The sequence below is a fragment of the Kitasatospora sp. NPDC036934 genome, from assembly GCF_055608425.1.
The window spans coordinates 1-23,922 of the sequence record NZ_JBVJQR010000052.1 but is presented as its reverse complement, the minus strand read 5'-3'; the positions used below and the strand labels follow the sequence as shown (position 1 = coordinate 23,922).

Genomic DNA, 23,922 nt, shown 5'->3' with positions numbered 1-23,922 from the left:
CTCGGCGGCCCGTACGGCGTCTCCACCCGCACCTCCACCACCTCCTCCAGCAACGCGTACAACCCCGAACCACCGATCACACCCAGCTCGGCCCGGGGCTCATCCTGCGCGTTCTGACGCGGCGTCATGCTTCAGCACCTCTCCTCGGGAGTTCGATCCCGACCAATGTAGGAGCGGACGGGGACGGCCTCGACGAAGCGCGTCCTTACGATTCCCGAACGCCGCCGCGCACGCGGCGTCGGCGGGCCCGGCGACGGACCCGCCGCAGCCGGAGCGCGAGGGCGACGCCGGACGCGCCGAACAGCACGCCGGTGATGGCGAGCCAGCGGCCGAGGTAGACCCCCTCCGACAGCCCGGTGGCGCCCGGGTAGGGCGCGGAGAGGCCGAGGATCAGCGGGAACCAGACGAGCAGTAGCAGGCCGGACAGGAACACCGGGACGCGCAGGAAGTTGATCCAGTCCACCGCCGGGGCCCGTTCCGCGCGGTGGCGCAGCACCGACCGGGCCGAGAGGTCCGCGAGCGAGTAGAGCGGCAGCAGGATCAGGTCGTGGACGACGGCCGCGCCGACGAACCAGAGCGCCACCGCCAACGGCCGTACGTCCACCAGGCGTTCGAGCGCGTAGCCGGTCAGGGCGAGGGAGGCGAGGAGCGCCAGCAGGTGCAGCGGCCCGGCGCCGTACCAGCGGGCGGGGGCGCCTGAGTTCGGGGCGGTCACATGGCTCATCTCGGTCAGCTCCGGAAGGTGAGCCGGCCCACCCACTTGGTGTTGTTCACACCGGGGTTGGCCGGGACGATGATCCGGGCGGGGTAGCCGTGGTCGAGCGAGAGCTCGGCGCCGTTGACGTGCAGGGCGAGCAGTGAGCGCGGATCGCGGATCTGGTTGCCGCGCAGCACCACGGAGCTGTAGGGGCCGGGCGGTTGGACGGACTCCACCAGCACGTCGGCCGCGTCGGGCAGCCCGACCAGGGCGGCGAGGTCGGCGAGCCGCAGTCCGCTCCACCGCTGGTCCTCGGTGGACCAGCCCTCCACGCAGGCGATCGGCAGCCGGGCCGAGCGCTGCGGCAGGGCGAGCAGCTGCTCGCGGGAGAACGCCAGCACCGGCCCGGCACCGTACAGTTCCAGCCGCCAGTCGGGCCCCACGCTCGCGGCCGAGATGCCGACGGCGGCGGCCGTCTTGTTGACCTGGAAGCCGTTCGGCCCGGAATCCCGGTCGCGGTTGTGCGGCGCCAGCAGCGCGGTGCCGCGCCACCGGCCGCCGATGCTCTGCCCCGCGGTGACCACCAGCAGGACCAGCGAGCCCGCGCCGACCAGCGCGAGCGCCCCGCGCCGGGCGATCGTCGGCGAGGCGGGTTCGGGCGCCACCAGGCCGTCCGCGTCCGGTGGTTCGGGTCGGGTGCCGGTCCGGCCGGTGCGCAGCTCCACGAGCAGCGAACGGGACCGCAGGGCGCGGAGCATCCGGCCGAACCTGAGGCCGACGTGGACGGCGAACGCGGCGATGAACACCCACGCCCCGTAGAAGTGCAGGGTGTAGAACGACCCCGGGAAGAGGTAGTGCAGTTGGATGTCGAGGATCCCGGTGACGAACTCGAAGACGGCCCCGCCGACCAGCATCAGCAGGGACAGCCGCTCCAGCCCGTGGGCCGCGCTGCGCACCGGCGGCCACTCGAACAGCTTGGGGATCACCGACCAGAGCTTGGCCAGCAGCACCGGGACCAGGACGACGCCGAGGGTCACGTGCACGCCCTGGGTGAGCCGGTACAGCCAGGACGGGCTGGTGGGCCAGTCGAAGAGGTAGGAGCCCAGCACGCCCTTGTCCGGCGTCTGGTCGTTCAGTGGGCCGAGGCCGGGGTTGTAGGCGGCGTAGGACAGGGCGCCGGTGACGAAGAGCACGGGGATCCCGACCAGCAGCACCAGCCCGAACACCGAGGTCAGCCAGGGCCCGCGGATCGGGCTGCGCCAGAACCGGGGCCGGAACGGCCCGGACGGTACGGGCAGTCGGCCGAGGCGCTCCGCGAGCCCTTCCGCAAGCCGTGTTGCGAGCCCTTCCGCGCGCCCCGCCAGCCTGGTGCCGGCCGCCCGCACCCCGGTGGGCCACCGGGGCCGCTTCCGGGGCGCGCCGCCGTCACCCTCGTCGACGTCACCGCCGTCGCGTGCCGTGCCCACCGACCACCTCCAGCTGCCCGGGGATCCGCCGGGCGCGGCCCGCGCGGCAGGGAACGGGCGGGCGCCGGCGCTCCGTTCGGCGTCGGAGGACCGGGCGGCCGCAGCCCGCCCGACAGCCAACCACCTGCGGGGACCAGCCCAGGCGGAGCCGCCCGGACGGGGCTGGAGCCTCACCCGTACGGCGGCACCCCGGCGCCGACCGGTCGTCCGGTCAGGCCCGGGTCGGGCCGGGCCCGACCCGGGCCCGGGGTTCCGGGGCCGGCTTCGAGCTCCGCAGTTCGAATACCGGGCAGGGTATATTTGGTCGAGCCGGTCCATCCACCGGGGGCCTTGAGAAGGGAGCGCGGCATGTGCCGCCGAATCGCCTGCCGTACCTGCGGGAAGCCGACCTACGCCGGGTGCGGGATGCACGTCGAACAGGTGCTGGCCGGGATCCCCGCCTCCCAGCGGTGCTCCTGCACACCCGAGGAGCGGACCTCCGGCGGCTGGCTCGCGCGCCTGTTCCGGCGCCGCTGACATCCGGCGCCCCGCCCCGAGGGGGCCGAGCGGTCCACCGGTGAGCGCCGGGCCCCGCTCGCGACCGAGGCCGGGTACGGGCCGAGGACCGCACCCCGCGCGAAGCCGCCCGCGGCCGGGGCGCGATGGCCGCCCGGGTCTCGGCGATCCGGTGCGGGCCGTCCGCGCACCGTCCGGCCCCGGTGGCCCTCCCCACGAGCCGGTCGAGCCGCACGGTGTCAAGGCGGCGTTGACCAGGCGTCAAGGGTTCGTCAGGGCGGGGGCGGGAGCTTGTCGCGGGGATCGCGGGGGGCTTTGATGGGGGGCATGCACCGCTCGACACGCCACCACGACCGCCCGCCGCATAGTCGGCCGCGGATCGTCGTCGCGGTCGCGGTCGCCACCGCCGTCCGGTAGCCCCCGGCTCCTTCCCGCCGGGCACCGGCGGCGCGCACGGGCCGGAGTCCGTTCACCCGCGCCCGTGTCGTCCGACGCCGCCCGCCCCCGCTCCGATCGGCTCCGAGGGCCGGGGCGGGCGAGCGTCACCTTCGCGCCACACTCCTTCTCGCACCGGCGGCCCCGGGGCGGGCGGTTCACCGCCGCCCCGTCCCCGCACCCCGCCGGCGCCTTTCCACCCTTGGATGGGTCATGTCCGACGCTGCTCTGTCCGCCCGTACCGCCCTCGTCACCGGTGCCTCCTCCGGCATCGGCTGGCAGACCGCCCGACTGCTCGCCGGGCACGGCGCGACCGTCCTGGTGCACGCCAGGACCACCGCCGAGGCGGCGGACGCCGTGGATCGCCTGGTCGCGGCGGGCGCCCGCCGTGACCAACTGGTCGAACTGGCCGCCGACTTCAGCCGACTGTCGGAGGTCGCGGTGCTGGCCGGCACCGTCGTCAAGCACTACCCGGCCCTGGACCTGCTGGTGAACAACGCCGCCGTGATGGCGCCCGAGCGCTGCACCCTCACCGACGACGGCAACGAGGTCTCGCTCCAGGTCAACTTCCTCGCCGCGCACCTGTTGGCCAAGCTGCTGCGGGCCCCGCTCTCGGCGGCCGGCGACGCCCGGATCGTCAACGTCTCCTCCTCCCTGCACCGCACCGCGTCCATGAACTGGTCGGACCCGCACCGGGTGAAGAAGTACTCCCGGGTCGCCGCGTACGCGCAGTCCCAGCTCGCCCTCACCATGGCGACCGCCGAGATGGCCCCGGCCGGCTTCGGCATCACCGCCGTCAGCCTCAACCCCGGCCTGTGCGACACCGCGCTGCTCCCGCTGTACGGGCGGGTCGGCGCACCGGCGGCCGAGGGCGCGGCGGCCGTGGTCCGGCTCTGCCTGCCGGACGTCGAGGTCGCCAACGGGGCCTACTACGACGGCGGCGTCACCGCGCCGACCGCGCAGGCCGCCCGGGAGGAGCGCTCGCAGAAGCGCCTGGCCAAGCTTGCCGACCAGCTGGTCGGCCGCGTGGCCTGAACCCCGCCCACCACCCGACGACCACGAGGAACCGCACGATGTCCAAGCGCGCCCGCAAGAAGAAGGCCCGGCGGAAGAAGAAGGCCAACCACGGCCGCAGGGCCTGCCAGTAGCTCCGTGGACCCACCCGGTGCCGCGTGCCACCAGCACCGGGTGCACCCCCGTTCGCGACGGCCGGCCGTCGCGAACGGGGTTCCGGTCGTCGAGAACGTCACATCCGGCCCGCCTTCTGCCGGGTCCCCCCGGCATGTCATCATCTGAAGACATCATCCGATGACATCGGCTGATGACATCCCTCGGTCACCTGTACCCGGGGTGCCCGGGGGCCGGCCACCCGCTCCCCGGTTCGGATTCTCGATCTGTGACAAGGGAGGGCGGCGTCCATGGAGACCCGAACGGGCCGGTCGACGCGACGTGGGCGGGCCCTGGTGCCCGTGCTGGTTTTCCTCAGCGCCGTGGTGGCGGTGATCAGCAGCCTCGGCGCCCCGATGATCCCGACGATCGCCACCGTCGACCACGTCTCGCTCGCCGAGGCCCAGTGGTCGCTGACCATCACCATGCTGGTCGGGGCCGTCGCCACCCCGGTGCTCGGACGCCTCGGCGACGGACCGGACCGCCGTACGGTCACCCTGGTGGCCGCCGCCGTGGTGGTGCTCGGCAGCGTGCTGGCCGCGCTGCCGCTCGGGTTCTGGTGGCTGATCGCCGGACGGGCCCTGCAGGGCGTCGGGCTCGGCCTCACCCCGCTGGCCATCGCCACCGCGCGGGACGCCGTGCCGGCCGAGAAGTCCCGCTCGGCGGTCGCGCTGCTGTCGATCACCACCGTCGCCGGCGTCGGCCTGGGCTACCCGATCACCGGGCTGGTCTCCCAGTCCTTCGGCATCCACGCCGGATTCTGGTTCGGCGCCGTGATCAGCGGCCTGGCCCTGGTGCTCGCCGCCCTCGTCCTGCCCCGGCCCGCCCACCGCGAACGGCGCCCGCTGGACGTGCCCGGCACCGTGCTGCTCAGCCTCGCCCTGGTCGGACTGCTGTTGGTGCTCAGCGAGGGCGAGAGCTGGGGCTGGGCCGGCGGCCGGCTGTGGACGGTCGCGGCGCTGTCGCTGCTGCTGCTCGGCGGCTGGATCCGGCACGAGCTGCGCACCGCCCACCCGCTGGTCGACCTGCGCAGCCTCAGCAACCCCATCGTGCTGACCGCCGACGTGGCCGGCCTGGTCGGCGGCGTCGGGATGTACCTGCTGATCTCCCTGGTGATCCGCTACGTCCAGACCCCGACCAGCACCGGCTACGGCCTGGGCGCCTCGGTCGTGGTCGCCGGTCTGGTGCTGCTGCCCTTCTCGGCGGCCAGCCTGGCGTCCAGCAAGATGCTGCCGTTCCTCACCCGGCGCGCCTCCTCCGCGCTGGTCCTGCCGATCGGCTGCGCCGTCTCGCTCGCCTCGATGCTGTTCTTCCTGTTCGCCCGCGACCGGCTGTGGGAGCAGCTGGTCGTGATGGCGCTCGCCGGGCTCGGGGTCGGCTGCACCTTCGCCGTGATGCCGGGGCTGATCGTCGCCGCGGTGCCCGCCCACGAGGTCGGTAGCGCCGTCAGCTTCAACCAGCTGCTGCGCACCATCGGCTACTCCACGGGCAGCGCGCTGTGCGGCGCCGTGCTCCAGGCGCACACCGCGCCGGGCCGGCTGCTGCCCGCCGACAGCGGCTACCGGGACGCGGCGCTGATCGGCTGCGTGGTCTGGGTGGTGATCGGCGTGATTACGATCGTCCTGCCGCGCGTCAGTGCCGCGGCCGCCGCCCGGGACGACGGTCTGCGGGTGGACGAGGAGCTGATGGTGGAAGAGAGCATCGCCGACGCCGTGGCCGGCGAGAGCGAGGTACCCGTGCTGCGGGCGGGGGCCGACCGGTGAGCGCGCCGGCCTCCCCGGTCGATGGACCCGACCCCGTGCCGACCGACCCCGCACCGACCCCGTCCCCCCGGCGCCGGGACGCCGCCCGCAGCCGCGAGCTGCTGATCCGGGCAGCCCTGGAACTCTTCGCCGAACGCGGCTACGACCGCACCACCACCCGGGAGATCGGCGAACGGGCCGGCGTGGACCCGGCCCTGATCGCCCGCTACTTCGGCGGCAAGACCCAGCTCTACCTGGCCACCGTCCGACTCGAACTGGGCGACGAGGCGCCGGCCGACCTGCTGGAGGAGGAGCGGCTGCGCACCCTGCTGGTGCGGCTCGCCCAGCGCGGCCCCGGCCCCTCCTTCCAGGCCGCGGTGACCCCCGGCGACAACACCGAGGTGCAGCAGGCCTCCCGCACCTACCTCTACGAGCGGATGGTGCACCCGCTGCACGAGCGCTTCGCCGCCGAGGGGGTGGACCGCCCGCAGCTGCGCGCCGAACTGGCCACGGCGGCCTTCGCCGGGGTCATCCTGGCCCGCTCCAGCGGGGCCTTCGCCGAGCTCGCGGCGGCCGACCCGGAGGAGCTGCTGCCGCTGCTCCGGGAGCTGCTGGCCGCGAGCCGGCCGAGCTGACACCGGCCCCGGGCCCCGCGCATCAGGCGGTGGCCCCGCGCACCGGACGTTCCGGCTCGCGGGGCCACCGCCTTTTGCCTACCGCGCCCAGGGTCGGGCGAACTCGTGCAGCGCCGCCACCACGGCCGGGGCGAGGGCGTGGTCGCCGACCGGCGTGCCGGCCGGGTGCAGGAAGTGGTCGACGCCGTCCAGGGTGCGCAGGCCCGGGCCGGTGGTGTGCGCCCCGGCCAGGGCGCCGAGCAGCGGGGGCACCGTCGCGCAGGGCACGTTGCCGTCGGCGGTGCCGCAGGTGACGGTGACCCTGGTGCCGGGGCGGACCGCCCGGGCGGCATCCGGCGGGTAGACCGCGTCGTCGCCACGGACGAAGCGGGCGTTGTTCGGGCCGAACAGCGCGTTCAGCAACCCCGCGAGCGGCGGCAGCAGGGCGCTGGTGTCGGCCGGGCGGCCGGCCCGGAAGTCCGCGACGGCGGCCGACACGCCGGCCTTGTTCGCCCGCGCCGCCTCCTCGGTGACCTGTCCGGCCGCGACCCCCTGGTCGAGCTGGCCGTCGAGCTGGGCGGTCAGCAGGTCCAGCAGGCGCTGGTCCTGCGGGGCCAGCAGCGCGAGGCCGACCGGCGCCGGCCGGACCGTACGGGCGAGCAGCAGGGCCTGCAGTCCGCCCTCGCTGTGGCCCACCACCAGCAGCTCGCGCCGGTCGGCCTCCGGCTGGTCCCGCAGGGTGGCGTAGGCCGCGGCGGCCTGGCGGGTGAAGGCGGGCAGGTCGAGCCGGCCGGGGTCGCCCTGGTAGGCGCCGGCGCCGGTGCGGCCGGTGAAGTACTTGTCGAAGCGCAGCGTCATCACGCCGTCCGCGCCGAGGGTGTCGGCGACCGCCCGCAGGGTGCCCGGGGTGAGCGCGGGCGGCTCGTCGCCGTTGCGGTCGGTCGGACCGCTGCCGGGCAGCAGCAGGGCGGCGGGCAGCCGGTGCCCGGCCCGGTGGGCGGGGACGTGCAGGGTGCCGTAGGCGGTGGTGCCGTCCGCGGTGAAGCTGATCTCGCGGTCCGCCGCGGGCACCGTCGCCGCTGGTTCAGCCGCGCTCGCGCCGGGCGCGGCCAGGCCGGTCGCGGTCAGCGCGGCGAGCATGACGGCGGTCGCCGAGGTGCGCCAACGCATGTTCTCCCCCTGGAAGTTGGTCTGCTGGCTTGCCGCTCCCAGGCTACGACCGGGCCGCCCCCGCGCCCGGACCGCCCCCCACGACGTCGGCCCCGTGACGTCGGCTCAGCGGCCTTGACCTCAAGCCGACTTGAGGGCCTAGCGTCGATCGCATGATCTTCACCGACACGGAACGCCGCTACCTCACCGCCCAGCCGCTGGCCCGGCTGGCCACCACCGGACCCGACGGCGGCCCGCAGGTCCGCCCGGTCGGCTTCCGGCTCAATGACGACGGCACCATCGACATCGGCGGGCCCGACATGGCACGCAGCCGGAAGTACCTCAACGCCCAGGCCCGTCCGGAGGTCTCCGTCCTGGTCGACGACCTGGCCCCGGCCGACGACCCCGTCGCGGCCGGCTGGGGCCGGGGCGTCGAGATCAGGGGCCGGGCCGAGGTGCTCACCGTCGACGTACCACCGGTGGCACCCGGCCGCTTCAGCCATGACATCGTCCGGGTCCACCCCCGCCGGATCATCACCTGGAACCTGGAGGCGCTCGGAAGCGCCGCCCGTATCGTCGGGTGACGGCGTCAGAGCTCGAACGTCAGAGCTTGAACATCGCGGTGTACGGATGGGTGACGCGTTCCTGGCGTGACCCGAAGTCGACGAGCACCGCGATGTCGCCGTCCCCCTCGACGCCGATGACCCGGCCGAGGCCGAACCCGTCATGGGTGACCCGGTCCCCGACGGCGAAGTGCTTGCGCGGCGCCTCGGTACGGGGCTTGAAGGGGCTGGTGGGCAGGGGGCGACGTCCTGCTGAGAATTTCGTCATTTCATTCAGTATGCGCCGGGAAGCCCTGGCCGCGGACCTTTTCGGCGGCGCGAGTTCGATTTTCCGGAGAATTTCCGTCCTCCCGGCCGGTCCGGCGCCGCCGCATCGCCTCGCTCCCGGGCCCAAGCACCCTGCCCCCGAGGCGAGTTCACACCCCGCTCCGACGGGTGCGGCCGACCGTCCGGGAGCCCAGCGGAAAACCGCGCGCGGGACGACCCTCCGAAGCGGGCCGCGGCCTGCTACAGTCGACTTAGTTGCAGTAGTGGTTCCCATGAACTTTGTGTGCGCCTGCTGATGTTCTGCAGGCGCATTTTTTGTTCCCCGGCTCTTCCCCGGGGTGGGCGCTCCATGCGGTGACTCGGTGTGCACACCGTGCGCGCCTCGGACAGTCCCTTGAAGGAGATTTTTTAATGGCTAATGGCACCGTGAAGTGGTTCAACTCGGAGAAGGGCTTCGGCTTCATCGAGCAGGAGGGTGGCGGCCCGGACGTCTTCGCCCACTACTCGAACATCAACGCCAACGGCTTCCGCGAGCTGCTTGAGGGCCAGAAGGTCGAGTTCGACGTCACGCAGGGCCAGAAGGGCCCGCAGGCCGAGAACATCCGCCCGCTGTAGTTCATCCGCCACGGCACCCCCTGGCAGTGAGGGGCCCGCACCGCGCACGCGCTCGGTGCGGGCCTCTTCGTTTTCGCGCCACGGCGCCCTGAACGGAAGGTTCCCGCATGACCCGCTCCGGTCACTCCTCGTACCGAGACGCAGACTTTCGGTCCACCACGGGGGCCCGCTCCGGCGGCAGCTCCTCCCACGGAGACCGGCCGGTCCGCGGCCGCCGCCCCCACGGGCGCGGCGCCGCTCAGGAACCCACCGCGCAGGGCGAGTTCGCCACCCTGGTGAACACCACCCCGGCCCTTCCGGCTGTCGAGTCCTTCGGTGAGCTGGACCTGCCGGAGGCACTGCTCTCGGTGCTGACCCAGCAGGGCGTCACGGCACCGTTCCCCATCCAGGCCGCCACACTGCCGAACTCGCTGGCCGGCCGCGACGTCCTCGGCCGGGGCCGGACCGGCTCCGGCAAGACCATCGCGTACGGCCTGGCCACCCTGGCCCGCACCGCCGGGCGCCGGGCCGAGCCGGGCTGCCCGCTGGCCCTGGTGCTGGTCCCCACCCGCGAGCTCGCGCAGCAGGTCACCGAGGCCCTCACCCCCTACGCCCGCGCCGTGCGCCTGCGGATGGCGACCGTGGTGGGCGGGACCTCGATCAGCCGCCAGGCCTGGTTGCTGAACCGGGGGGCGGAGGTCGTGGTGGCCACCCCGGGACGGCTCAAGGACCTCGTCCTGCGCGGCGACTGCCAACTGGACGCCGTCGGCATCACCGTGCTCGACGAGGCCGACCAGATGGCCGACATGGGCTTCCTGCCGCAGGTCACCGACCTCCTGGAACAGGTCGACGGGGCCGGCCAGACGATGCTGTTCTCCGCCACGCTGGACCGCGGCGTCGAGGGCCTGGTGCGGCGCTTCCTCAAGGACCCGGTCACCCATTCGGTGGACCCGGCCGCGGGAGCGGTCGGCACCATGGAGCACCACGTGCTGCACGTGCGCAACATCGACAAGAGCGCCACGATCGCCCACATCGCCTCCCGCGACGGCCGGGTGATCATGTTCACCGAGACCAAGCAGGGCGCGGACCGCCTGGTGGAGGAGCTGCTCGCGAACGGCGTCAAGGCCGCGGCGCTGCACGGCGGCAAGCTCCAGCCGCAGCGCACCCGCACCCTGGAGCAGTTCCGCACCGGCCAGGTCACCGCGCTGATCGCCACCAACGTCGCCGCCCGGGGCATCCACGTCGACGGTCTCGACCTCGTCGTCAACCTGGACCCGCCGGGCGACCACAAGGACTACCTGCACCGGGGCGGGCGCACGGCCCGGGCCGGGGAGTCCGGCACGGTCGTCACGCTGGTGCTGCCCAGCCAGCGCCGCGGGATGGCCCGCATGATGAGCACCGTCGGCATCACCCCGGTCACCACCATGGTCAGCTCCGGTGACGAGGACCTGGCCCGCATCACCGGCGCCCGGGTGCCCACCGGTGTGCCCGTCACCGTCCCCGACCCCGTGGTCGAGCGGCCGCGCCGCGGCCCGGCGACGGGTCGCGGGCACCATGGCGCGCCCCGGCGCGCCGCTCACGCCACGCGCGCGCCCCGCACGCCTCGCGCCGAGTAGCGCCGTCCGGTCCCCCGGCCGGGTCGGCGGTCAGCCGCCGATCCGCAGCGGGACCTCGCACGACGCGCCCCCGGGTAGGACCGTGTAACGCCTTGGAAGGCCCGAGCCAAGTAGAGATGTAAGGCAGTGCTCGTCGTTCCAAGGAGTCCACCCGTGTCAGCGGAGCACCAAACAGCACCACCCTCGCGCGACCCGGCGGCGTTCGCCGTGTTCTACCAGCAACAGTTCGACACCGTGCTCGGATTCGTCACCCGGCGCACCTCCAGCGCGCACCTGGCGGCCGATCTGACGGCCGACATCTTCCTGACGGCGCTGGAGCAGGCCGACGGTTACGACGCCCGCCGCGGCACGCCCGTCGCCTGGTTGTACGGGATCTCCCGCAACGTCGTGGCCGCGCACTTCCGCGGCAGCGTGCGGGAACGCAACGCGGTGGCCAGGATCGCCGGCCAGCGGATGCTGGACGATCAGGACGTGTCCGCGATCGAGGAACGCATCGACGCGGCGCAGGAGGTCCGCGCGCTGGCCGGACGGCACGCCGCCCTGTCCGAGCCGCTGCGCGCGGTGCTGGACCTGGTGAGCGTCGACGGGCTGACCGTCCGTGACGCGGCCAAGGCACTGGGCATCACCGCGGCCACCGCCCGGGTGCGACTGCACCGGGCCCGCAAGGCACTGCAGAAGGTCGCCCCGGCCACCGACACCGCCAGCGCGTCCGTGAACACCCTCCTGGAGGCCGCCTCGTGAACACGCCCCTGCACTTCCGGCAGCAGCTCGGTGCCGAACTCACCGCCCGGGCCGCGAACCTCCCGACCGCGGGCACCAGGGCCCCGGCCCGGCCGCGCCACACCCGCCGGCTGGTGGCCACCGGCTTCGGGCTCGCCGCCGCGGTCACGGCGGTCGTCCTGCTGCCGCACGACGACACCGCCCCCGCCACCCCCGCGGCGCCCGCACCACAGACCGGCCCCGCGACCGCCCCGAGCACCGGTGGCAGCCCGGCCGCGGTACGGCTCACCACCGCCTCCTACACGGTGACCCCCAACAAGGACGGCACCGTCTCCGTCCAGCTGGCGGGCGCCGAGTGGTCCGGGCTCCAGGACGCCCTGCGCTCGGTGGGCGTACCCGCACTGGTCATGACGCCCTCGGCCTCCTGCCACACCCCGGTGACCACCGACAGCAGCCGGCTGGACGCGGTGATGTCGCTGGACCCGCAGAACGGCCGCATCGCGATCCTGCACCCGGGCGCGATCCCGCCCGGTGAGAGCCTGCTGGTCCTCAACACCGCGCCCCAGGGATCGCTCCACCCGGGCACCGTCGGCAGCATGGACATCACGCTCACCAAGGAGACGCCGGGCTGCTTCCCGCTCTCCCAGACCAACGTGGTCGGCGTGGGCTGATCCGTCCGACGGCCCACCCGTGGCACCGCGCAGCTCCCGGCCGACGGCACCACCGCGGCCGGGAGCCGTGCGGTGTCACCGCAGTGCGGGCGGGCACGACCGGGTCAGGACTTCGGCCTGCTTCCGGTCTGCTCGCACCGCCCGGCAGGGCACGCCCGCAACCGCTGCGCCGTGGCCTGGAGGACGGTCCGGTTCGAACGGGAGGAGCCGTGGCACCTGGTCGCCCTGACGAACACGGCCTCGGCCCGGCCCACGACGCGAGGCCGTCGCCACCCACCAGCGGCGGACGGCCCGCCCGGTCGGCGGCTGCGGGCCCGGTGCGGCCTCGATCACATCGGAACGGCGCCCGGCGATGGACGGGACGAGCGTTCGCAGCATCGGCCGTGATCCAGGCCGCCGCGCGGCACCGTTGGCTGTGGACACGGTGACCGACAGCCAAGTCGCCCTGCCGGCAGAGCAGGGCGGCACCCTGTTGTTCCATTCGCCCACTGTGGGCACGTGGCGGGGCCGGAACCAACACCGCGGCCCGCCCTGGTGAATACGGAACACGCATCGCGAAATCCACCTTCCGCACGTGTCGCCGACAGTGCGTCAGCCCGGTGGCCGGGAAGTCACGCGTGAACCGTGGGCCGCCGCCGCCTTCTTCCGCCCGTCGGGCCTTCCGCTCCCCCGCGGAGCCCGCCGTTCCGCCCCTGGAGCAGGTACCGCGCTGCCGTCATCCCGGACCGCGCGGATCACGGCCGACGCAGCGCGGCGGCCCGTTGGAGCAGGTGGTCGGCAGTGGGCCGGCGCCGGAACGGGAGCAGGAGCCGGCGCATCCGCACCATCACCGCCTCGGCGCGCCACGAACTCAGCAGTGGGTAGACGTCGAGGAACTCGTGCCAGGTCTCGCAGGCGGCGTCAAGGCGTCCGGCCGCGAGTTGACGCTCGGCCAGCTTGCCGAGCACCAGGGCACGGGAGCGGACTTCGCTCCGGGGGCGGCCGGCGGCGGAGGTCCTCAGGTGCCTGATCGCGCCCGCGAGGTCGCCGAACTCGGCCTGGACCATGGCTCGCTGGTGGTCCCACGAGGCACGGTGGTAGTCGCCGACGGGCGGTGCCGGCCCCTCGATGTCCGGCAGCAGGTCGTACGCGTCGCGCACATGGCGCAGGGCCGCCTCGCGGTCTCCGGTGGCAGCCTCGGCGAGTGCCAGCTGCCCCAGCACGGAGGCACGCAACCGGGCGGCGGCCGGATTGACGCGCAGGTCCACGGCGGCCCGGGCGAGGCGCAGGCTCTCCTGCGGATGGTTGAGCTCATAGGCCTGGGCGGCCATCGCCCGCAGGATCATCACCCGCGCGGCCACGTCGCCTGCCTGGTGGGCCAGGTCCAGCCCCAACCGGTAGTAGTGCCCGGCCAGACCGTTGAGCCCGTCGTCCAGGTGCATGAAGGCGCACAGATAGCTCAGCCTGGAGGCGGCGGCCAACGTCGCCGTACGCCTCACCGGCGGAGCGGGAGCCGACACCATGGCGGCCACGGGGGTGGACAGGAACGCGGCGAGCGCGGCGCGCGCGTACCCTCCGCCTTTCAGGCGGTCCACGACCGAGAAGACCGGGAGCAGCATGGTGAGGACCTCAGGAGCGGCCTCGACCCGGCCGCCGTCGATCCGGAGGATCGGCCCGGCCCGCCCTCCGGCGTCGCCGAACGGCAGGGGAACCGGGCCGGCCGGGTCCCCGGAGGCGGGTGCCTGGTAGACGATCAACTCGTCGTTCCGGTCGGGGCGCAGGGATGCCGCCGCCAGGCCCGCGAGCAGCGCGCGCACGTCCGTGGGCGGCTCCTGTGCGCGCCTGCCGCCGAATCCCGCGTCGACCAGGGAGATCCGGCGCCCCAGCCTGCGGCTCAGCGCGGCACAGACCAGGTGGGCCACCGGACCGCGGGGTGAGGCTCCAACGAGCCACTGGTGCACCGAGGCGCGCTGGTAGGCCAGGTCATGCACGCCGGACTCCGCCCCGATCCGGTTGACCGCGCGCGCCAGTTGCGCCCCCGTCCACTGGGCCTCCTGGAGCAGTTCCCGGAGCCGGACGTTCGGTGCACGGTTGGGGACCACGTCGCACGCACCTCCTCGTCGACCCGTGCGAGCCGGGTCGCGCACCACACCTGCGCCGTCTTCCCAACTCCGCACGGTGACAGTCAGATTACTCCCGTCGCCCGGCGAAGTTCGTTGGAATACCCCAAAAATTGACGGACCGGAAGTCTTGACAGGCCGAGCCGCACGAGATCTGCCCCAGCCGCTCCGTCGCCCCCACCATCGAGAGCGGCGGGCGCGCCGTGACGCACGCCTTCGGCAGGAGGTGACACCGCGATGTCCAGCAGACCGGGTGGTACGCCCGCGGGCAGTTCCACCGTCCACATGTTCCCCGGCCAGGGGGACTTCAGCCTGAGACCGCTGCTGCGGGCTCTCCCCGCGGCATCGCTGACGCGCGCACTGGCCGAGGTCTTCGCGGAGGCCGACGTGGTGGCCGCCGAGTTCGGCGTTGCTCCCATCGGCCCACGGCTGCTCGGCGACCGGCCGCCGACCACCCTGGCGCTGACCGAGGAACCTCCCGGGACAATCCAACTCGCTCTGTTCGGAGTCTCCTTGGCAATCCATCGGGCGTTGGAGTCCGACGGGTTCGGGGCCGACCGACTGCTCGCCGTGAGCTTCGGGGAACTCCCCGCGCTGACCGCCGCGGAGTGCTGCTCGGTCGCCGACGGCGCCCGGTTGGCCTGCCGGCTCGGACAGTTGCTGACCCACCGCGGGGGCGGTATGACACTGCTGGACGCGGGGCCCCCGCAGGCCCGCCGACTGCTCGGACTCGCCGGACCGGACGCGGCCTCGGTCGTACTGGCGTGCGTCAATCACGGCGGGGAGACCGTGGTCTCCGGCCCACTCCCCGGACTCTCCGCCGTGGAGGCCCTGGCCGCCGAGCGGGGCATCCGGGCGCAGCGACTGCGCCTGCCGTTCATGAGCCACCACCCCGCCCTCGCCCGCGAGGCCGGACTCTTCGCCCACTTCGCGCGGCGGCTGCGACTATCCGCACCCCGCAGACAAGTGTTCTCCGTGGTCGCAGGCCGGACCTACGACGCGGGCAGCGATCTCCCCCGGGCGCTGTCGGCCTGCCTGGTCAGGTCGTTCTCGCTGCCCGCCGTCGTCGGTGCGGGCCTGGCCCGCGGTTCGCTCGCCGTCGAGGCGGGGACCGGTGGCACGCTGGCGAACGCCGTACGGAGGATCGATCCCGACCGGCAGACGCTCGCTCCGTTCCCGGACGGCCTGTGGCAGGCGGCCGGACGGCCCCCGGCGCCTCCGTCGGCACCTGGCCCACTGACCACCGGCGACCCACCGACCGGAACGACCCGAGAGCGGCCCGCGCCGTGCGAGCCCGTTCCGACGTCCGCGAGGAGAGAACCATGAGCTCCCGAGCCCCCGTCCTGGACCTCCTGACGCGCCTGTCGCTCCTGTTGCCGCCGGACCGGGCGGCCGGGGTCGCCCGGCTGCTGACGGACGACCGTTCCCGACGCCCGTCGTCAGCGGTGCGGGACACCGGTGCGCACCAGCGCCTGGCCCGGCTGGCGGCCCAACTCCCCCCCGCAGCAGACGTGGTGGCCGATTCCGAGCTGCTGGCGGCGCTCGGTGAGGCGACCGCGCTGGCCGACCCGTCGCTGTACCAGACGTTCCTGTCGCACTACATCCTGTGCGTCGGCTCGATCACCCTGCTCGGCGGCGCTGCCGAGGACCTGGCCGACGGGCTCGCACACGCCCGCACCAAGGGCTCGTTCATGGTCACCGAGATCGGCGACGCGGCCAGCCACCTGCGGATCCGCACGGAGGCCCGGTTCGATCCCCAGCGCCGCTCGTTCGCCCTGCGCACACCGGACGACCGGGCGGCCAAGTTCTCCTCCGTCGCGGCGACGGGCCTGCCCCAGCAAGCCGTGGTCTGCGCACGCCTGCTGACGGCCGACGGGGACGGCGGCGTGTTCTCCTTCCTGACCGACATCACCGGGGCCGACGGCCGGTCCGTGCCGGGCGTTTCCGTCTCCGGCCCGGTCTCGATCGACGCACTGCCCCTGCCGTACGGGTTCGTCAGGTTCGAGAACGTGGACGTCCCCTACGACCGCTGGCTCGCGGACGGGGCGTCGATCGATGCCGCCGGCGTGTTGCACGACCCCTGGGGCGGCTCGGATGCCCGCCTCCAACGGACCCTGGGGTGCGGACAGGCCCTGTGGGCCACGCTGCCGTCCGCGATGGCCGGCCTGGCCGGACGCAGCGCGGCGATGGCCTGGCGGTTCAGCGCGAACCGGCGTAGCCACGGCCGCCTGGCCCCCGGCCGACCGGTGCTGGACTACAGCACCCAGCGGCATGCCGTCATCGGAGCCCTGGCCTCGGCGTTCACCTTGCGGTGCGGCGCACGAACGGCGCTGTCCGAATGGGAGGCCCTGCGCGACCGGGAACAGCCCGACGGGCCGGGCGACGCGATGACCTTCGCCCCCTGGGCGGCCGTCGACCGGGCCCTGGCGCTGCGCAAGGTGTTCAGCACACGCGCCGTCGCCACGATGATCGACTCCCTGCAACACCGTTGCGGCGTCTCGGGGTTCTTCGAGGACAACCGGCTCGCCGACTATCTGGGACTGGCCCGGGCCTTCGACAACGCGGGCGGCGACAACACCCTGATCCTCCTGGACACGGGCCGCGCCCTGGCCGAGGAGCACGCAGGTTCCGGCCGACGGCGCCACGCCTCCCCGGCCGACCTGCCCGCGCCCACGGACACCGGCTGGTGGCCGATGGTCGTCGCCGCGCTGCAGGATCGGCTGGCCTGTGACCTGGCACTCTCCTGGTCGCTGCGCCACCGGGCCGGGCTGCGCGACCTCGAACTCTGGAACCCCCTGCTGGAGGACGCCCTCCAGACGGGCGAGGTCCACGCCTGCCGGCTCGCGGCCGACGCCGCGTCGGCCGCCGTGACCGGCGGTGCCCCCTCGTGGGCGGTTCCCGGTGCGGCCGACCTCGCCGCGCTCGACGGCCTGTGCCAGGCCCGCCGACTGTCCGGCCCGCTACTGGCGTCGGGGGTTCTCACACCCGCCGACGTGCGCAGCCTCCCGGAGGCCGTGGACACCTTGTGCGACCGGCTCTCGCCGACGCTCGCGGACATCGCGGCGGCCCTCGATCCGGGTGCTCCGATCGCCCGTGGCGCCCTGGACGAGGGTGACTACGCAGCCGGGCTGCTGGCCCGTCCCCGTGCCGACGGCTCCGTCCGACTGGGGCGGACACCGTGAATCGGCTCCTTCCGTCCAACCAGGAGGACCCCGTGAGTCCCACCAGCACGACTCCCGCCCCCGTGATCGGCGTCCTGGGCATGGGCACCCACCTGCCGACCCGGGTCCGTGGCAACGACGAGGTCGGCCCGCTCGCCGGAGTCTCGGCCGAGTGGATCACCGAGCGCACCGGTGTGCTGAGACGGCACGTCGCGGCACCCGACGAGGCCGCCTCCGACCTGGCGACGGTCGCCGTGCTGTCGGCCTGCGAGGCGGCCGGCATCCGCCCGGAGCAGCTCGACCTCCTCGTCCTGGCGACCTCGACCCCCGACGAACTGGGGCCGGCCACCGCCTGCCGCGTCCAGGCGCTGGCAGGAGCCGTGAACGCGGTCGCGCTCGACGTCAGCGCGGCCTGCTCCGGCTGGCTGTTCGCCGCCAAGGTCGCCCACGGCTGGCTGTCCACGACCCCCGGCAGCCGGTACGCGGCGGTGGTCGGCGTCGAGGCGTACTCGAAGTTCGTCGACCCCACCCACCGGGGCACCGCCGTGCTCTTCGCCGACGGCGCCGCGGGGGCCGTCCTCGGCCCAGTGGCCGACGGAGGCTTCCACGGCTTCCGCCTCGGCTCCGACGGACGGGGCGCCCACCACGTGCTGATTCCCGGGGGCGGCAGCCGCATCCCCGCCGACACGGCGAGCCTGGAAGCCGGTCTGCACCACATCCACATGGACGGGCGCGTCGTTCGGGACTTCATCGCCGATGTCTTCCCACGGTTGGTCGACCAGTGCCTCACGGACAACGGCCTGGCCCTCCAGGACCTCGACGCGGTCATCACGCACCAGCCCAATCCGCTGCTGCTGCGGACCATCGCCGACCGGATCGGCATACCCCCGGGCCGACTCCACATCACCGGAGACCGCACGGGCAACATCGGCGCGGCGTCCGCCCCTTTCGCCCTGGCCGACGCGGCTGCCCAAGGCCTCCTTCACACCGGTGCACGCGTCCTGCTGTGCGTCTTCGGCGCCGGCCTGACCTGGGGCAGCGCCCTGCTCACCTGGACCGGCGCACCCTGTCACCACGCACCCCTGGCCGGTTCCCCGGCACCGCACAGTCCTGATCACCACCAGTGACCTGAGGTACTCCCATGACGATCTCTGACCACTTCCGGCTCGACGGCCGCCGCGCGCTGGTGACCGGTGCATCCCGCGGCATCGGCCGGGCCGTGGCCGTCGCGCTCGCCCAGGCCGGTGCGCGGCTCGCCCTCTCGGCCCGTACCGGGCCCGCCCTCAAGGACACCGCCGAGCTGGTGGCCCGCCACGGCCACACCCCCGTGCTGGTGCCCGGTGACCTCGCCGACAGCGCGCAGGCAGCCCTGGTCGACCGGGCAGCCGAGGCCCTGGGCGGCCTGGACATCGTCGTCCACAACGCGGGGATCCTGCCCGCCCGGCCCGACGGCAGCACGCTCCTGGCCCCGCTGCAGCACCTCCCGCAACCGGTCTGGGACCACGTGGTCGCGGTCAACCTGAACGCCACCGCCGCGATCAGCCGCCACGCCCACGCCCACCTGGCCCGGTCCGACAGCGCGAGCCTCGTCCTGACGTCCTCCGTGGCCGGCCTCGTGGGCACGCCCATGATGGACGCCTACGCGGCGACCAAGGCGGCTCAGGTCTCGCTCGCCCGCAGCCTCGCCGTCGGGTGGGCCCGCTCCGGCATCCGGGTCAACGCCCTGTGCCCCGGCTGGGTCCGCACCGACATGACGGCCGCGGTCCACTCCGACCCCGCACTCACCGCCTGGCTACTGGCCCACGTCCCCCTGGGACGGTGGGCCGAGCCCGAGGAGGTCGCCTGCGCCGCGCTGTTCCTGGCCTCCCCCGCCTCGTCCTTCCTGACCGGGCAGGCGCTCGTGCTGGACGGTGGCCTCTCGGTGCCCGACGGGGGTCTGGCGGGCATCCCCAAGCCACCCTCCCCGTTCGCCGCGGCATGACCGCCCCGTCTGGCCGCCGCCGCGGCCGCACTGCGGTGATCGCCGGTCTCGGTGTCTGTCTCCCGCCGCGAGTGCTGACCAACACGCAGGTCATCAGCCGAGGCGGCCTGGACACCACCGACGCCTGGATCACCAGCCGGACCGGCATCCATCGGCGCCACCTGGCCGGACCCGGCACGAGCGCCGGTGACCTGGCGACGGCTGCGGCCCTCGCCGCGATCGACGCCACCGCCGGGCGGGAACGGCCGGACCTGCTGGTCCTGGCCACCACGACGCCCGACCGCCCCTGCCCGGCCACCGCACCGGAGGTCGCCCACCGCCTCGGCCTCGGACCGATCCCGGCGTTCGACCTCGCGGCGGTCTGTTCCGGGTTCCTCTACGCACTGACCACGGCGAGCGCCCTGTTGCGCAGTGGTACCTGCCGGACGCCCCTGGTGGTCGCCGCCGAGAAGTACTCGGCGATCGTCGACCCGCTGGACCGCGACACCGCACCGTTGTTCGGCGACGCCGCCGCCGCAGTCGTCCTGCGGTCCGGACACACCACCGAGCCCGGGGCGGTGCTGGACACCGACTGGGGCAGCGACGGGGGCGGAAGCACCCTCATCACCGTCGCCGCGGGCGGTTCCCGGCGACCGGACACCACGGACCTCGGCCGCGACGACCGGTACTTCCGCATGCGCGGACGCGAGGTCTACGCCCACGCCGTGCGCCGCATGACCGCCTCCTCCGGGGCCGTCCTCACCAAGTCCGGCTGGCAGCCGCACGAAGTCCGGGCCTTCATCGGCCACCAGGCCAATCAGCGCATCCTGGACGCCGTCGCCGACCGCGTCGGCATCCCCCCGCAGCACCGTTTCGGCAACATCCGCGACGTCGGCAACACCGCGGGCGCCTCGGTCCCGCTCGCCCTCGCCGACGCCGTCCTCCGGGGCGTGCGTCCCCCAGGCGCGCCGACCCTGCTCACGGCTTTCGGCGGTGGCCTCACCTGGGCGTCCGCGACGCTGCTCTGGCCCGACGCACCCGTACGCACGGCCCCAGCACAATCCCGTACCCCACTCAACGACCACGAGGAGGTCTGCACACCGTGAACGCCGTCCGCACGCACCTGATCACCCTGCTCACCGAGAAGTTCGACACACCGCCCGAGGCCATCACGGACAGCACCCCGCTGCAGGACCTCGACCTCGACTCGCTCGCCCGGGTCGAACTGGTCGTCAGCCTCCAGGACCACTGGGGGGTCGCGCTGGACGACGACCTCGACTCCGCCGCCGACGTGACCGTGGCGCACCTGGTCGACCGGATCGGCGACCTGCTGTCCGGGACCGCCGGGCAACCGGGAGCGGCCGAATGAGCGGACCGTACCCGCCGCTGGCCGTCACCGGCATCGGCCTGGTCACCCCGGCCGGATGCGGGTCCGAGCGGACCTGGGGGGGCGTCCTCGACGGACGCCCCGCCGCGGCGCCCGACCCCGAGCTCGCCGGACTGCCCGTGGTCCTGTCCTGCCGCGTGCCAGGGGACCAAGCGGTGCTCGGCGGCGGCCGACAGTCCTGGCGCCTGGACCGGGCCACCCATCTCGCCCTCGCCGCCGCGCGCGAGGCCGTCGACGACGCCGGCCTCGAACCCCCGCGGTGGGACCCCTCGCGGGTCGCCGTCGTCCTCGGCTCCGCGGCCGGCGGGGTGGGCAGCTACGAGCGGGCCGTCGAACGGCTGCTCACCCGCGGCTCCTCCGCCGTCTCCGCACTCGCGCTTCCGGCGTTCCTGCCCAACATGGCGGCCGGACAGATCGCCATGGACCTGCACGTGACCGGACCGGTGATGCACACCGCCACCGCGTGCGCGTCCGGCGCGACGGCCGTCCACACCGCGGCACTCCTGCTCCGGGCGGGAGCCTGCGACATCGCCCTGGCCGGCGGTGCCGACGCCATGGTCACACCGGTTTGCGTGGCCGGCTTCGCCCGCATGAGGGCCCTTTCCCGCAACCCCGACCCGGTCTGTGCCTCCCGCCCCTTCGACGCCTCCCGCGACGGGTTCGTCATCGGCGAAGGCGCCGGTTTCCTCGTCCTGGAGCGCCGTGCCGACGCCGACGCGCGCCTCGCGACGCCGAGGGCCCTGCTCGTCGGCACCGGGACCGCCGCGGACGCGCACCACCCCGTCGCCCCGCACCCCGACGCCCTCGGCCTGGAGGTGGCCGCCCGGCTCGCCCTGGCCGAGGCCGGCGCCGGCCTCGACGACGTCGACCACGTCAATGCGCACGGCACCGGCACTCCACTCAACGACAGCGCCGAGGCCCGTCTGATCGACCGCTTGTTCAGCCGACGCCCGCCCACTGTCACCTCCGCCAAGGGCGTGCTCGGCCACACCATGGGTGCGGCCGGAGCCATCGAGGCAGCCCTGACCGTGCTCACGGCCCAGCACCAACTCGTCCCCCCGACCGCCGGATTCACCGAACCGGACGAGGAGACCCGTCGGATCGACCTCGTCCACGGCGGCCCTCGCAGACAGCCGATACGCCTCGCACTCAGCACCTCGGCCGGCTTCGGGGGCCACAACACCGCCCTGGCCTTCTCACCGGTGCTGGCTCCCCGCCCGACCGCCCGGTGACCTGCCTCCGCATGCCCTCGTGGAGCAGCCACGCCTCCGGAGTCGCCACTGCGAGAACATCTGAACCCAGGACGAGCCGGAGCGGTCGACCACGGGCGCGGGCGAGGTGACCCCCACGGCGGAACCCACACTCGCGCCCTCCTCGAAACCCGCCGCCGACCGACGAGGCCCCGAAGTCCTAGCGCAGACCCCCGGGAACAAGTAACCCGTCGATAGGAAGTGGTCGCTACGGGGCAGGGTTGAGGGTCTCGTGTACGACGCCGACGGAGACCTTGACGGCGGTGGCGATCTCGCGGATGGACTGGCCTTCGGCGCGGCGGGCGAGGACCACGCGACGCTTGTCGTCGTCCACCACGGGGCGCCGGGCGCCGACGCGGCCGCGTGCGCGAGCGGAGTCGAGGCCGTTCTTCGTCTTCTTCACGATGTCGCGCCGCCGGTCCTCGGCGAGCGCGAGGGCAGTTGCCGCGCTTCATGTCGCTGACCTGGACGTGACGGCTACGGCACCTCACCGCGAGCGGAAATAGGATCGCCACGAGTGGAGTTGACGAGGGGAGTTTGCCGTTTCAGGAGGGGTCATGCGAGCGATTCAGATGTCCGAAGTGGGCGGTCCCGAGGTGCTGCGACTGGTCGATATCGATCAACCGGCGCCGGGCCCGGGCCAAGCGGTCGTGGAGGTCGCCGCATCCGGGGTCAACTTCCTCGACGTCTACCACCGCGAAGGCCGCTACAGCCTCCCGCTGCCCTTCACCCCGGGCGCTGAGGGCGCCGGCACGGTCGTCGAAGTCGGACCCGGCGTCGCTGACGTCGCGGTCGGGGACCGGGTCGGTTGGGTGGAGACTCCCGGCACGTACGCCGAGCGGGCCGTCGTGGACTCCTCCCGACTGGTGCCGCTGCCCGACGACATCGGCTTCGAGACAGCCGCCGCCGCGCTCCTCCAAGGCATGACCGCGCACTATCTCGTCAAGGACGCCTACCCGGTCCAGGGGGGCGACACGGTGCTCGTGCACGCGGCCGCTGGCGGCATGGGGCTGCTTCTGACCCAGCTCATCACCCATCTCGGCGGCAGGGTGATCGGCACGACGTCGACCACGGCGAAGGCCGAGCTGGCGAAGCGTGCCGGGGCCGCTGAGGTGATCCTCTACTCCGCGGTCGACGACCTCGCAGCCGAGGTGAGGCGGCTCAACGGCGGTCAGGGACTGCCGGTCGTCTTCGACGGCGTCGGCGCGCACACCTTCGACGCGAGCCTCGCGAGCCTGCGAGCCCGCGGCCATCTCGTGCTCTTCGGCGCGGCAAGTGGTGCCGTGCCGCCGTTCGATCCGATTCGGCTCGCCCACGGCGGTTCGCTGACCCTGATCCGGCCCAGCCTCGGGGACTTCATCGCCGATCGGTCCGAACTGCTCCGACGGGCCGCCGATGTGTTCGAGTGGGTGCGCTCCAAGGCGCTCGAGGTCACCGTGACGGGCCGCTACGCACTGTCCGAGGCCGCCCAGGCCCACAGCGATCTGGAGGCTCGGCGTACCACCGGCAAGCTGCTCGTCGTACCCGGTGCGGCCGCCATCGGACGCCGCGAGGAGACGCAGAGCTGATCGCGGGTGACGAGGCCGGGGACCTTGGAGACTGAGATGTCGAGGGCGAGGACGCCGAGCGGGGTGCCAGCCGGGCGGGCGCCGATGAGCCGGGCGACCGGCGGCGGTGACGTGACGTTCTTGGAGACCTCGTTGCGGCCCTTCGTCAGGAGCCACAGGCGGCGCCGAGCGGCAGGAGCACTGCCCCCGTTACTCGCCCGCCCCGGCGCCCCCGGCCAGTGCCCGCTGTCGGTGTTCGCGGGGTGAGAGCCCGTAGGCGGCGCGGAAGGCGCGGCTGAAGTCGTCGGCGCGGGGCAGGCCC

The 23,922-nt window shown here is 73.9% G+C and carries 25 protein-coding genes and 1 pseudogene; 18 read left to right on the top strand and 8 right to left on the bottom strand.

Annotation, left to right across the window (positions count from 1 at the left end; all coding sequences use genetic code 11):
- The 3 genes and pseudogenes from ACZ7BZ_RS37420 to ACZ7BZ_RS37410 form a co-directional block, all read right to left on the bottom strand.
- Positions 1-128, bottom strand: a pseudogene (locus tag ACZ7BZ_RS37420) (5'-methylthioadenosine phosphorylase); the annotation flags it as partial.
- A 77-nt stretch (positions 129-205) separates the two neighbouring features.
- Complete coding sequence (locus ACZ7BZ_RS37415; protein WP_470362273.1) at positions 206-724, bottom strand: hypothetical protein; 519 nt, start codon at positions 722-724, stop codon at positions 206-208.
- 5 nt (positions 725-729) lie between these two features.
- Positions 730-1,995, bottom strand: a complete 1,266-nt coding sequence (locus ACZ7BZ_RS37410; protein ID WP_470362275.1) for a molybdopterin-dependent oxidoreductase — start codon at positions 1,993-1,995, stop codon at positions 730-732.
- Positions 1,996-2,511: 516 nt separating this feature from the next.
- On the opposite strand from ACZ7BZ_RS37410, the gene ACZ7BZ_RS37405 reads away from it, so the two are divergent.
- The 5 genes from ACZ7BZ_RS37405 (at position 2,512) to ACZ7BZ_RS37385 (ending at position 6,637) form a co-directional block, all read left to right on the top strand.
- Complete coding sequence (locus ACZ7BZ_RS37405) at positions 2,512-2,679, top strand: hypothetical protein (protein ID WP_470362272.1); 168 nt, start codon at positions 2,512-2,514, stop codon at positions 2,677-2,679.
- Positions 2,680-3,306: 627 nt separating this feature from the next.
- Entirely contained in the window at positions 3,307-4,128 is an 822-nt protein-coding gene (locus ACZ7BZ_RS37400; protein ID WP_470362271.1) for an SDR family NAD(P)-dependent oxidoreductase, read from the top strand.
- Between the two features lie 38 nt (positions 4,129-4,166).
- Positions 4,167-4,241 carry a 50S ribosomal protein bL37 gene (locus tag ACZ7BZ_RS37395; protein ID WP_470362274.1) on the top strand — a complete coding sequence of 25 codons (75 nt, stop codon included), beginning with the start codon at positions 4,167-4,169 and terminating at the stop codon, positions 4,239-4,241.
- A gap of 270 nt (positions 4,242-4,511) precedes the next feature.
- Entirely contained in the window at positions 4,512-6,023 is a 1,512-nt protein-coding gene (locus ACZ7BZ_RS37390) for an MFS transporter (protein ID WP_470362270.1), read from the top strand.
- Between the two features lie 35 nt (positions 6,024-6,058).
- A complete protein-coding gene (locus tag ACZ7BZ_RS37385; protein ID WP_470362269.1) occupies positions 6,059-6,637 on the top strand; it encodes a TetR/AcrR family transcriptional regulator in 579 nt (192 codons plus the stop codon).
- Between the two features lie 78 nt (positions 6,638-6,715).
- Here the strand turns inward: ACZ7BZ_RS37385 and ACZ7BZ_RS37380 are convergent, their stop codons facing one another.
- The gene (locus tag ACZ7BZ_RS37380; protein WP_470362268.1) at positions 6,716-7,786 is read right to left on the bottom strand and encodes a dienelactone hydrolase family protein; all 1,071 of its coding nucleotides are present in this window, start codon (positions 7,784-7,786) and stop codon (positions 6,716-6,718) included.
- A 152-nt stretch (positions 7,787-7,938) separates the two neighbouring features.
- On the opposite strand from ACZ7BZ_RS37380, the gene ACZ7BZ_RS37375 reads away from it, so the two are divergent.
- Complete coding sequence (locus tag ACZ7BZ_RS37375) at positions 7,939-8,349, top strand: PPOX class F420-dependent oxidoreductase (RefSeq protein WP_470362267.1); 411 nt, start codon at positions 7,939-7,941, stop codon at positions 8,347-8,349.
- 19 nt (positions 8,350-8,368) lie between these two features.
- Here ACZ7BZ_RS37375 and ACZ7BZ_RS37370 read toward each other — a convergent pair whose 3' ends face one another.
- Positions 8,369-8,596, bottom strand: a complete 228-nt coding sequence (locus ACZ7BZ_RS37370; protein WP_380462103.1) for a hypothetical protein — start codon at positions 8,594-8,596, stop codon at positions 8,369-8,371.
- A gap of 410 nt (positions 8,597-9,006) precedes the next feature.
- Here ACZ7BZ_RS37370 and ACZ7BZ_RS37365 point away from each other — a divergent pair, with 410 nt between their 5' ends.
- From ACZ7BZ_RS37365 to ACZ7BZ_RS37350, 4 genes are all read left to right on the top strand, one after another.
- Complete coding sequence (locus tag ACZ7BZ_RS37365) at positions 9,007-9,210, top strand: cold-shock protein (RefSeq protein ID WP_045694210.1); 204 nt, start codon at positions 9,007-9,009, stop codon at positions 9,208-9,210.
- 107 nt (positions 9,211-9,317) lie between these two features.
- Positions 9,318-10,805: a DEAD/DEAH box helicase gene (locus ACZ7BZ_RS37360; protein WP_470362266.1), complete on the top strand. Its 1,488-nt coding sequence runs from the start codon at positions 9,318-9,320 to the stop codon at positions 10,803-10,805.
- A gap of 153 nt (positions 10,806-10,958) precedes the next feature.
- On the top strand, positions 10,959-11,546 hold the full coding sequence (locus tag ACZ7BZ_RS37355) for an RNA polymerase sigma factor (protein WP_380462099.1): 588 nt from the start codon (positions 10,959-10,961) through the stop codon (positions 11,544-11,546).
- Positions 11,543-12,196, top strand: coding sequence for a hypothetical protein (locus tag ACZ7BZ_RS37350; protein ID WP_470362265.1), 654 nt, complete (start codon positions 11,543-11,545; stop codon positions 12,194-12,196). The genes ACZ7BZ_RS37355 and ACZ7BZ_RS37350 overlap by 4 nt, the downstream gene beginning before the upstream one ends.
- 734 nt (positions 12,197-12,930) lie before the next feature.
- Here ACZ7BZ_RS37350 and ACZ7BZ_RS37345 read toward each other — a convergent pair.
- Positions 12,931-14,277, bottom strand: a complete 1,347-nt coding sequence (locus ACZ7BZ_RS37345) for a tetratricopeptide repeat protein (protein ID WP_470362264.1) — start codon at positions 14,275-14,277, stop codon at positions 12,931-12,933.
- Between the two features lie 255 nt (positions 14,278-14,532).
- Between ACZ7BZ_RS37345 and ACZ7BZ_RS37340 the strand changes: the two genes are divergently transcribed.
- Genes ACZ7BZ_RS37340 through ACZ7BZ_RS37310 form a run of 7 tightly spaced genes read left to right on the top strand, consistent with a single transcriptional unit; the run spans position 14,533 to position 22,035 of the window.
- Positions 14,533-15,621 carry an ACP S-malonyltransferase gene (locus ACZ7BZ_RS37340; protein ID WP_470362263.1) on the top strand — a complete coding sequence of 363 codons (1,089 nt, stop codon included), beginning with the start codon at positions 14,533-14,535 and terminating at the stop codon, positions 15,619-15,621.
- Positions 15,618-17,477, top strand: a complete 1,860-nt coding sequence (locus tag ACZ7BZ_RS37335; RefSeq protein ID WP_470362262.1) for an acyl-CoA dehydrogenase family protein — start codon at positions 15,618-15,620, stop codon at positions 17,475-17,477. Before ACZ7BZ_RS37340 ends, ACZ7BZ_RS37335 begins: the two co-directional genes overlap by 4 nt.
- 32 nt (positions 17,478-17,509) lie before the next feature.
- Positions 17,510-18,583: a 3-oxoacyl-ACP synthase III family protein gene (locus ACZ7BZ_RS37330; protein WP_470362261.1), complete on the top strand. Its 1,074-nt coding sequence runs from the start codon at positions 17,510-17,512 to the stop codon at positions 18,581-18,583.
- A gap of 14 nt (positions 18,584-18,597) precedes the next feature.
- Positions 18,598-19,437, top strand: coding sequence for an SDR family NAD(P)-dependent oxidoreductase (locus ACZ7BZ_RS37325; protein ID WP_470362260.1), 840 nt, complete (start codon positions 18,598-18,600; stop codon positions 19,435-19,437).
- Entirely contained in the window at positions 19,434-20,522 is a 1,089-nt protein-coding gene (locus ACZ7BZ_RS37320; RefSeq protein WP_470362259.1) for a beta-ketoacyl-ACP synthase 3, read from the top strand. The genes ACZ7BZ_RS37325 and ACZ7BZ_RS37320 overlap by 4 nt, the downstream gene beginning before the upstream one ends.
- Positions 20,519-20,785 carry an acyl carrier protein gene (locus tag ACZ7BZ_RS37315; protein WP_470362258.1) on the top strand — a complete coding sequence of 89 codons (267 nt, stop codon included), beginning with the start codon at positions 20,519-20,521 and terminating at the stop codon, positions 20,783-20,785. Before ACZ7BZ_RS37320 ends, ACZ7BZ_RS37315 begins: the two co-directional genes overlap by 4 nt.
- Positions 20,782-22,035 carry a beta-ketoacyl-[acyl-carrier-protein] synthase family protein gene (locus ACZ7BZ_RS37310; protein WP_470362257.1) on the top strand — a complete coding sequence of 418 codons (1,254 nt, stop codon included), beginning with the start codon at positions 20,782-20,784 and terminating at the stop codon, positions 22,033-22,035. Before ACZ7BZ_RS37315 ends, ACZ7BZ_RS37310 begins: the two co-directional genes overlap by 4 nt.
- Before the next feature lie 226 nt (positions 22,036-22,261).
- On the opposite strand, the gene ACZ7BZ_RS37305 is transcribed toward ACZ7BZ_RS37310, so the two are convergent.
- Complete coding sequence (locus ACZ7BZ_RS37305) at positions 22,262-22,456, bottom strand: hypothetical protein (protein WP_470362256.1); 195 nt, start codon at positions 22,454-22,456, stop codon at positions 22,262-22,264.
- A gap of 154 nt (positions 22,457-22,610) precedes the next feature.
- Here ACZ7BZ_RS37305 and ACZ7BZ_RS37300 point away from each other — a divergent pair, with 154 nt between their 5' ends.
- Complete coding sequence (locus ACZ7BZ_RS37300) at positions 22,611-23,621, top strand: quinone oxidoreductase family protein (protein ID WP_470362255.1); 1,011 nt, start codon at positions 22,611-22,613, stop codon at positions 23,619-23,621.
- A 189-nt stretch (positions 23,622-23,810) separates the two neighbouring features.
- Here ACZ7BZ_RS37300 and ACZ7BZ_RS37295 read toward each other — a convergent pair.
- Positions 23,811-23,922: helix-turn-helix transcriptional regulator (locus tag ACZ7BZ_RS37295; RefSeq protein WP_380462109.1), on the bottom strand; the 112-nt coding region annotated here is incomplete at its 5' end.

What these genes read in the sequence shown, in the direction of transcription:
- ACZ7BZ_RS37415 (WP_470362273.1), bottom strand. Translation starts at nt 724, where the DNA reads ATGAGCCATGTGACCGCCCCGAACTCAGGCGCCCCCGCCCGCTGGTAC.
- ACZ7BZ_RS37405 (WP_470362272.1), top strand. Translation starts at nt 2,512, where the DNA reads ATGTGCCGCCGAATCGCCTGCCGTACCTGCGGGAAGCCGACCTACGCC.
- ACZ7BZ_RS37400 (WP_470362271.1), top strand. Translation starts at nt 3,307, where the DNA reads ATGTCCGACGCTGCTCTGTCCGCCCGTACCGCCCTCGTCACCGGTGCC.
- ACZ7BZ_RS37390 (WP_470362270.1), top strand. Translation starts at nt 4,512, where the DNA reads ATGGAGACCCGAACGGGCCGGTCGACGCGACGTGGGCGGGCCCTGGTG.
- ACZ7BZ_RS37380 (WP_470362268.1), bottom strand. Translation starts at nt 7,786, where the DNA reads ATGCGTTGGCGCACCTCGGCGACCGCCGTCATGCTCGCCGCGCTGACC.
- ACZ7BZ_RS37375 (WP_470362267.1), top strand. Translation starts at nt 7,939, where the DNA reads ATGATCTTCACCGACACGGAACGCCGCTACCTCACCGCCCAGCCGCTG.
- ACZ7BZ_RS37370 (WP_380462103.1), bottom strand. Translation starts at nt 8,596, where the DNA reads ATGACGAAATTCTCAGCAGGACGTCGCCCCCTGCCCACCAGCCCCTTC.
- ACZ7BZ_RS37365 (WP_045694210.1), top strand. Translation starts at nt 9,007, where the DNA reads ATGGCTAATGGCACCGTGAAGTGGTTCAACTCGGAGAAGGGCTTCGGC.
- ACZ7BZ_RS37360 (WP_470362266.1), top strand. Translation starts at nt 9,318, where the DNA reads ATGACCCGCTCCGGTCACTCCTCGTACCGAGACGCAGACTTTCGGTCC.
- ACZ7BZ_RS37340 (WP_470362263.1), top strand. Translation starts at nt 14,533, where the DNA reads ATGTCCAGCAGACCGGGTGGTACGCCCGCGGGCAGTTCCACCGTCCAC.
- ACZ7BZ_RS37335 (WP_470362262.1), top strand. Translation starts at nt 15,618, where the DNA reads ATGAGCTCCCGAGCCCCCGTCCTGGACCTCCTGACGCGCCTGTCGCTC.
- ACZ7BZ_RS37325 (WP_470362260.1), top strand. Translation starts at nt 18,598, where the DNA reads ATGACGATCTCTGACCACTTCCGGCTCGACGGCCGCCGCGCGCTGGTG.
- ACZ7BZ_RS37320 (WP_470362259.1), top strand. Translation starts at nt 19,434, where the DNA reads ATGACCGCCCCGTCTGGCCGCCGCCGCGGCCGCACTGCGGTGATCGCC.
- ACZ7BZ_RS37310 (WP_470362257.1), top strand. Translation starts at nt 20,782, where the DNA reads ATGAGCGGACCGTACCCGCCGCTGGCCGTCACCGGCATCGGCCTGGTC.
- ACZ7BZ_RS37300 (WP_470362255.1), top strand. Translation starts at nt 22,611, where the DNA reads ATGCGAGCGATTCAGATGTCCGAAGTGGGCGGTCCCGAGGTGCTGCGA.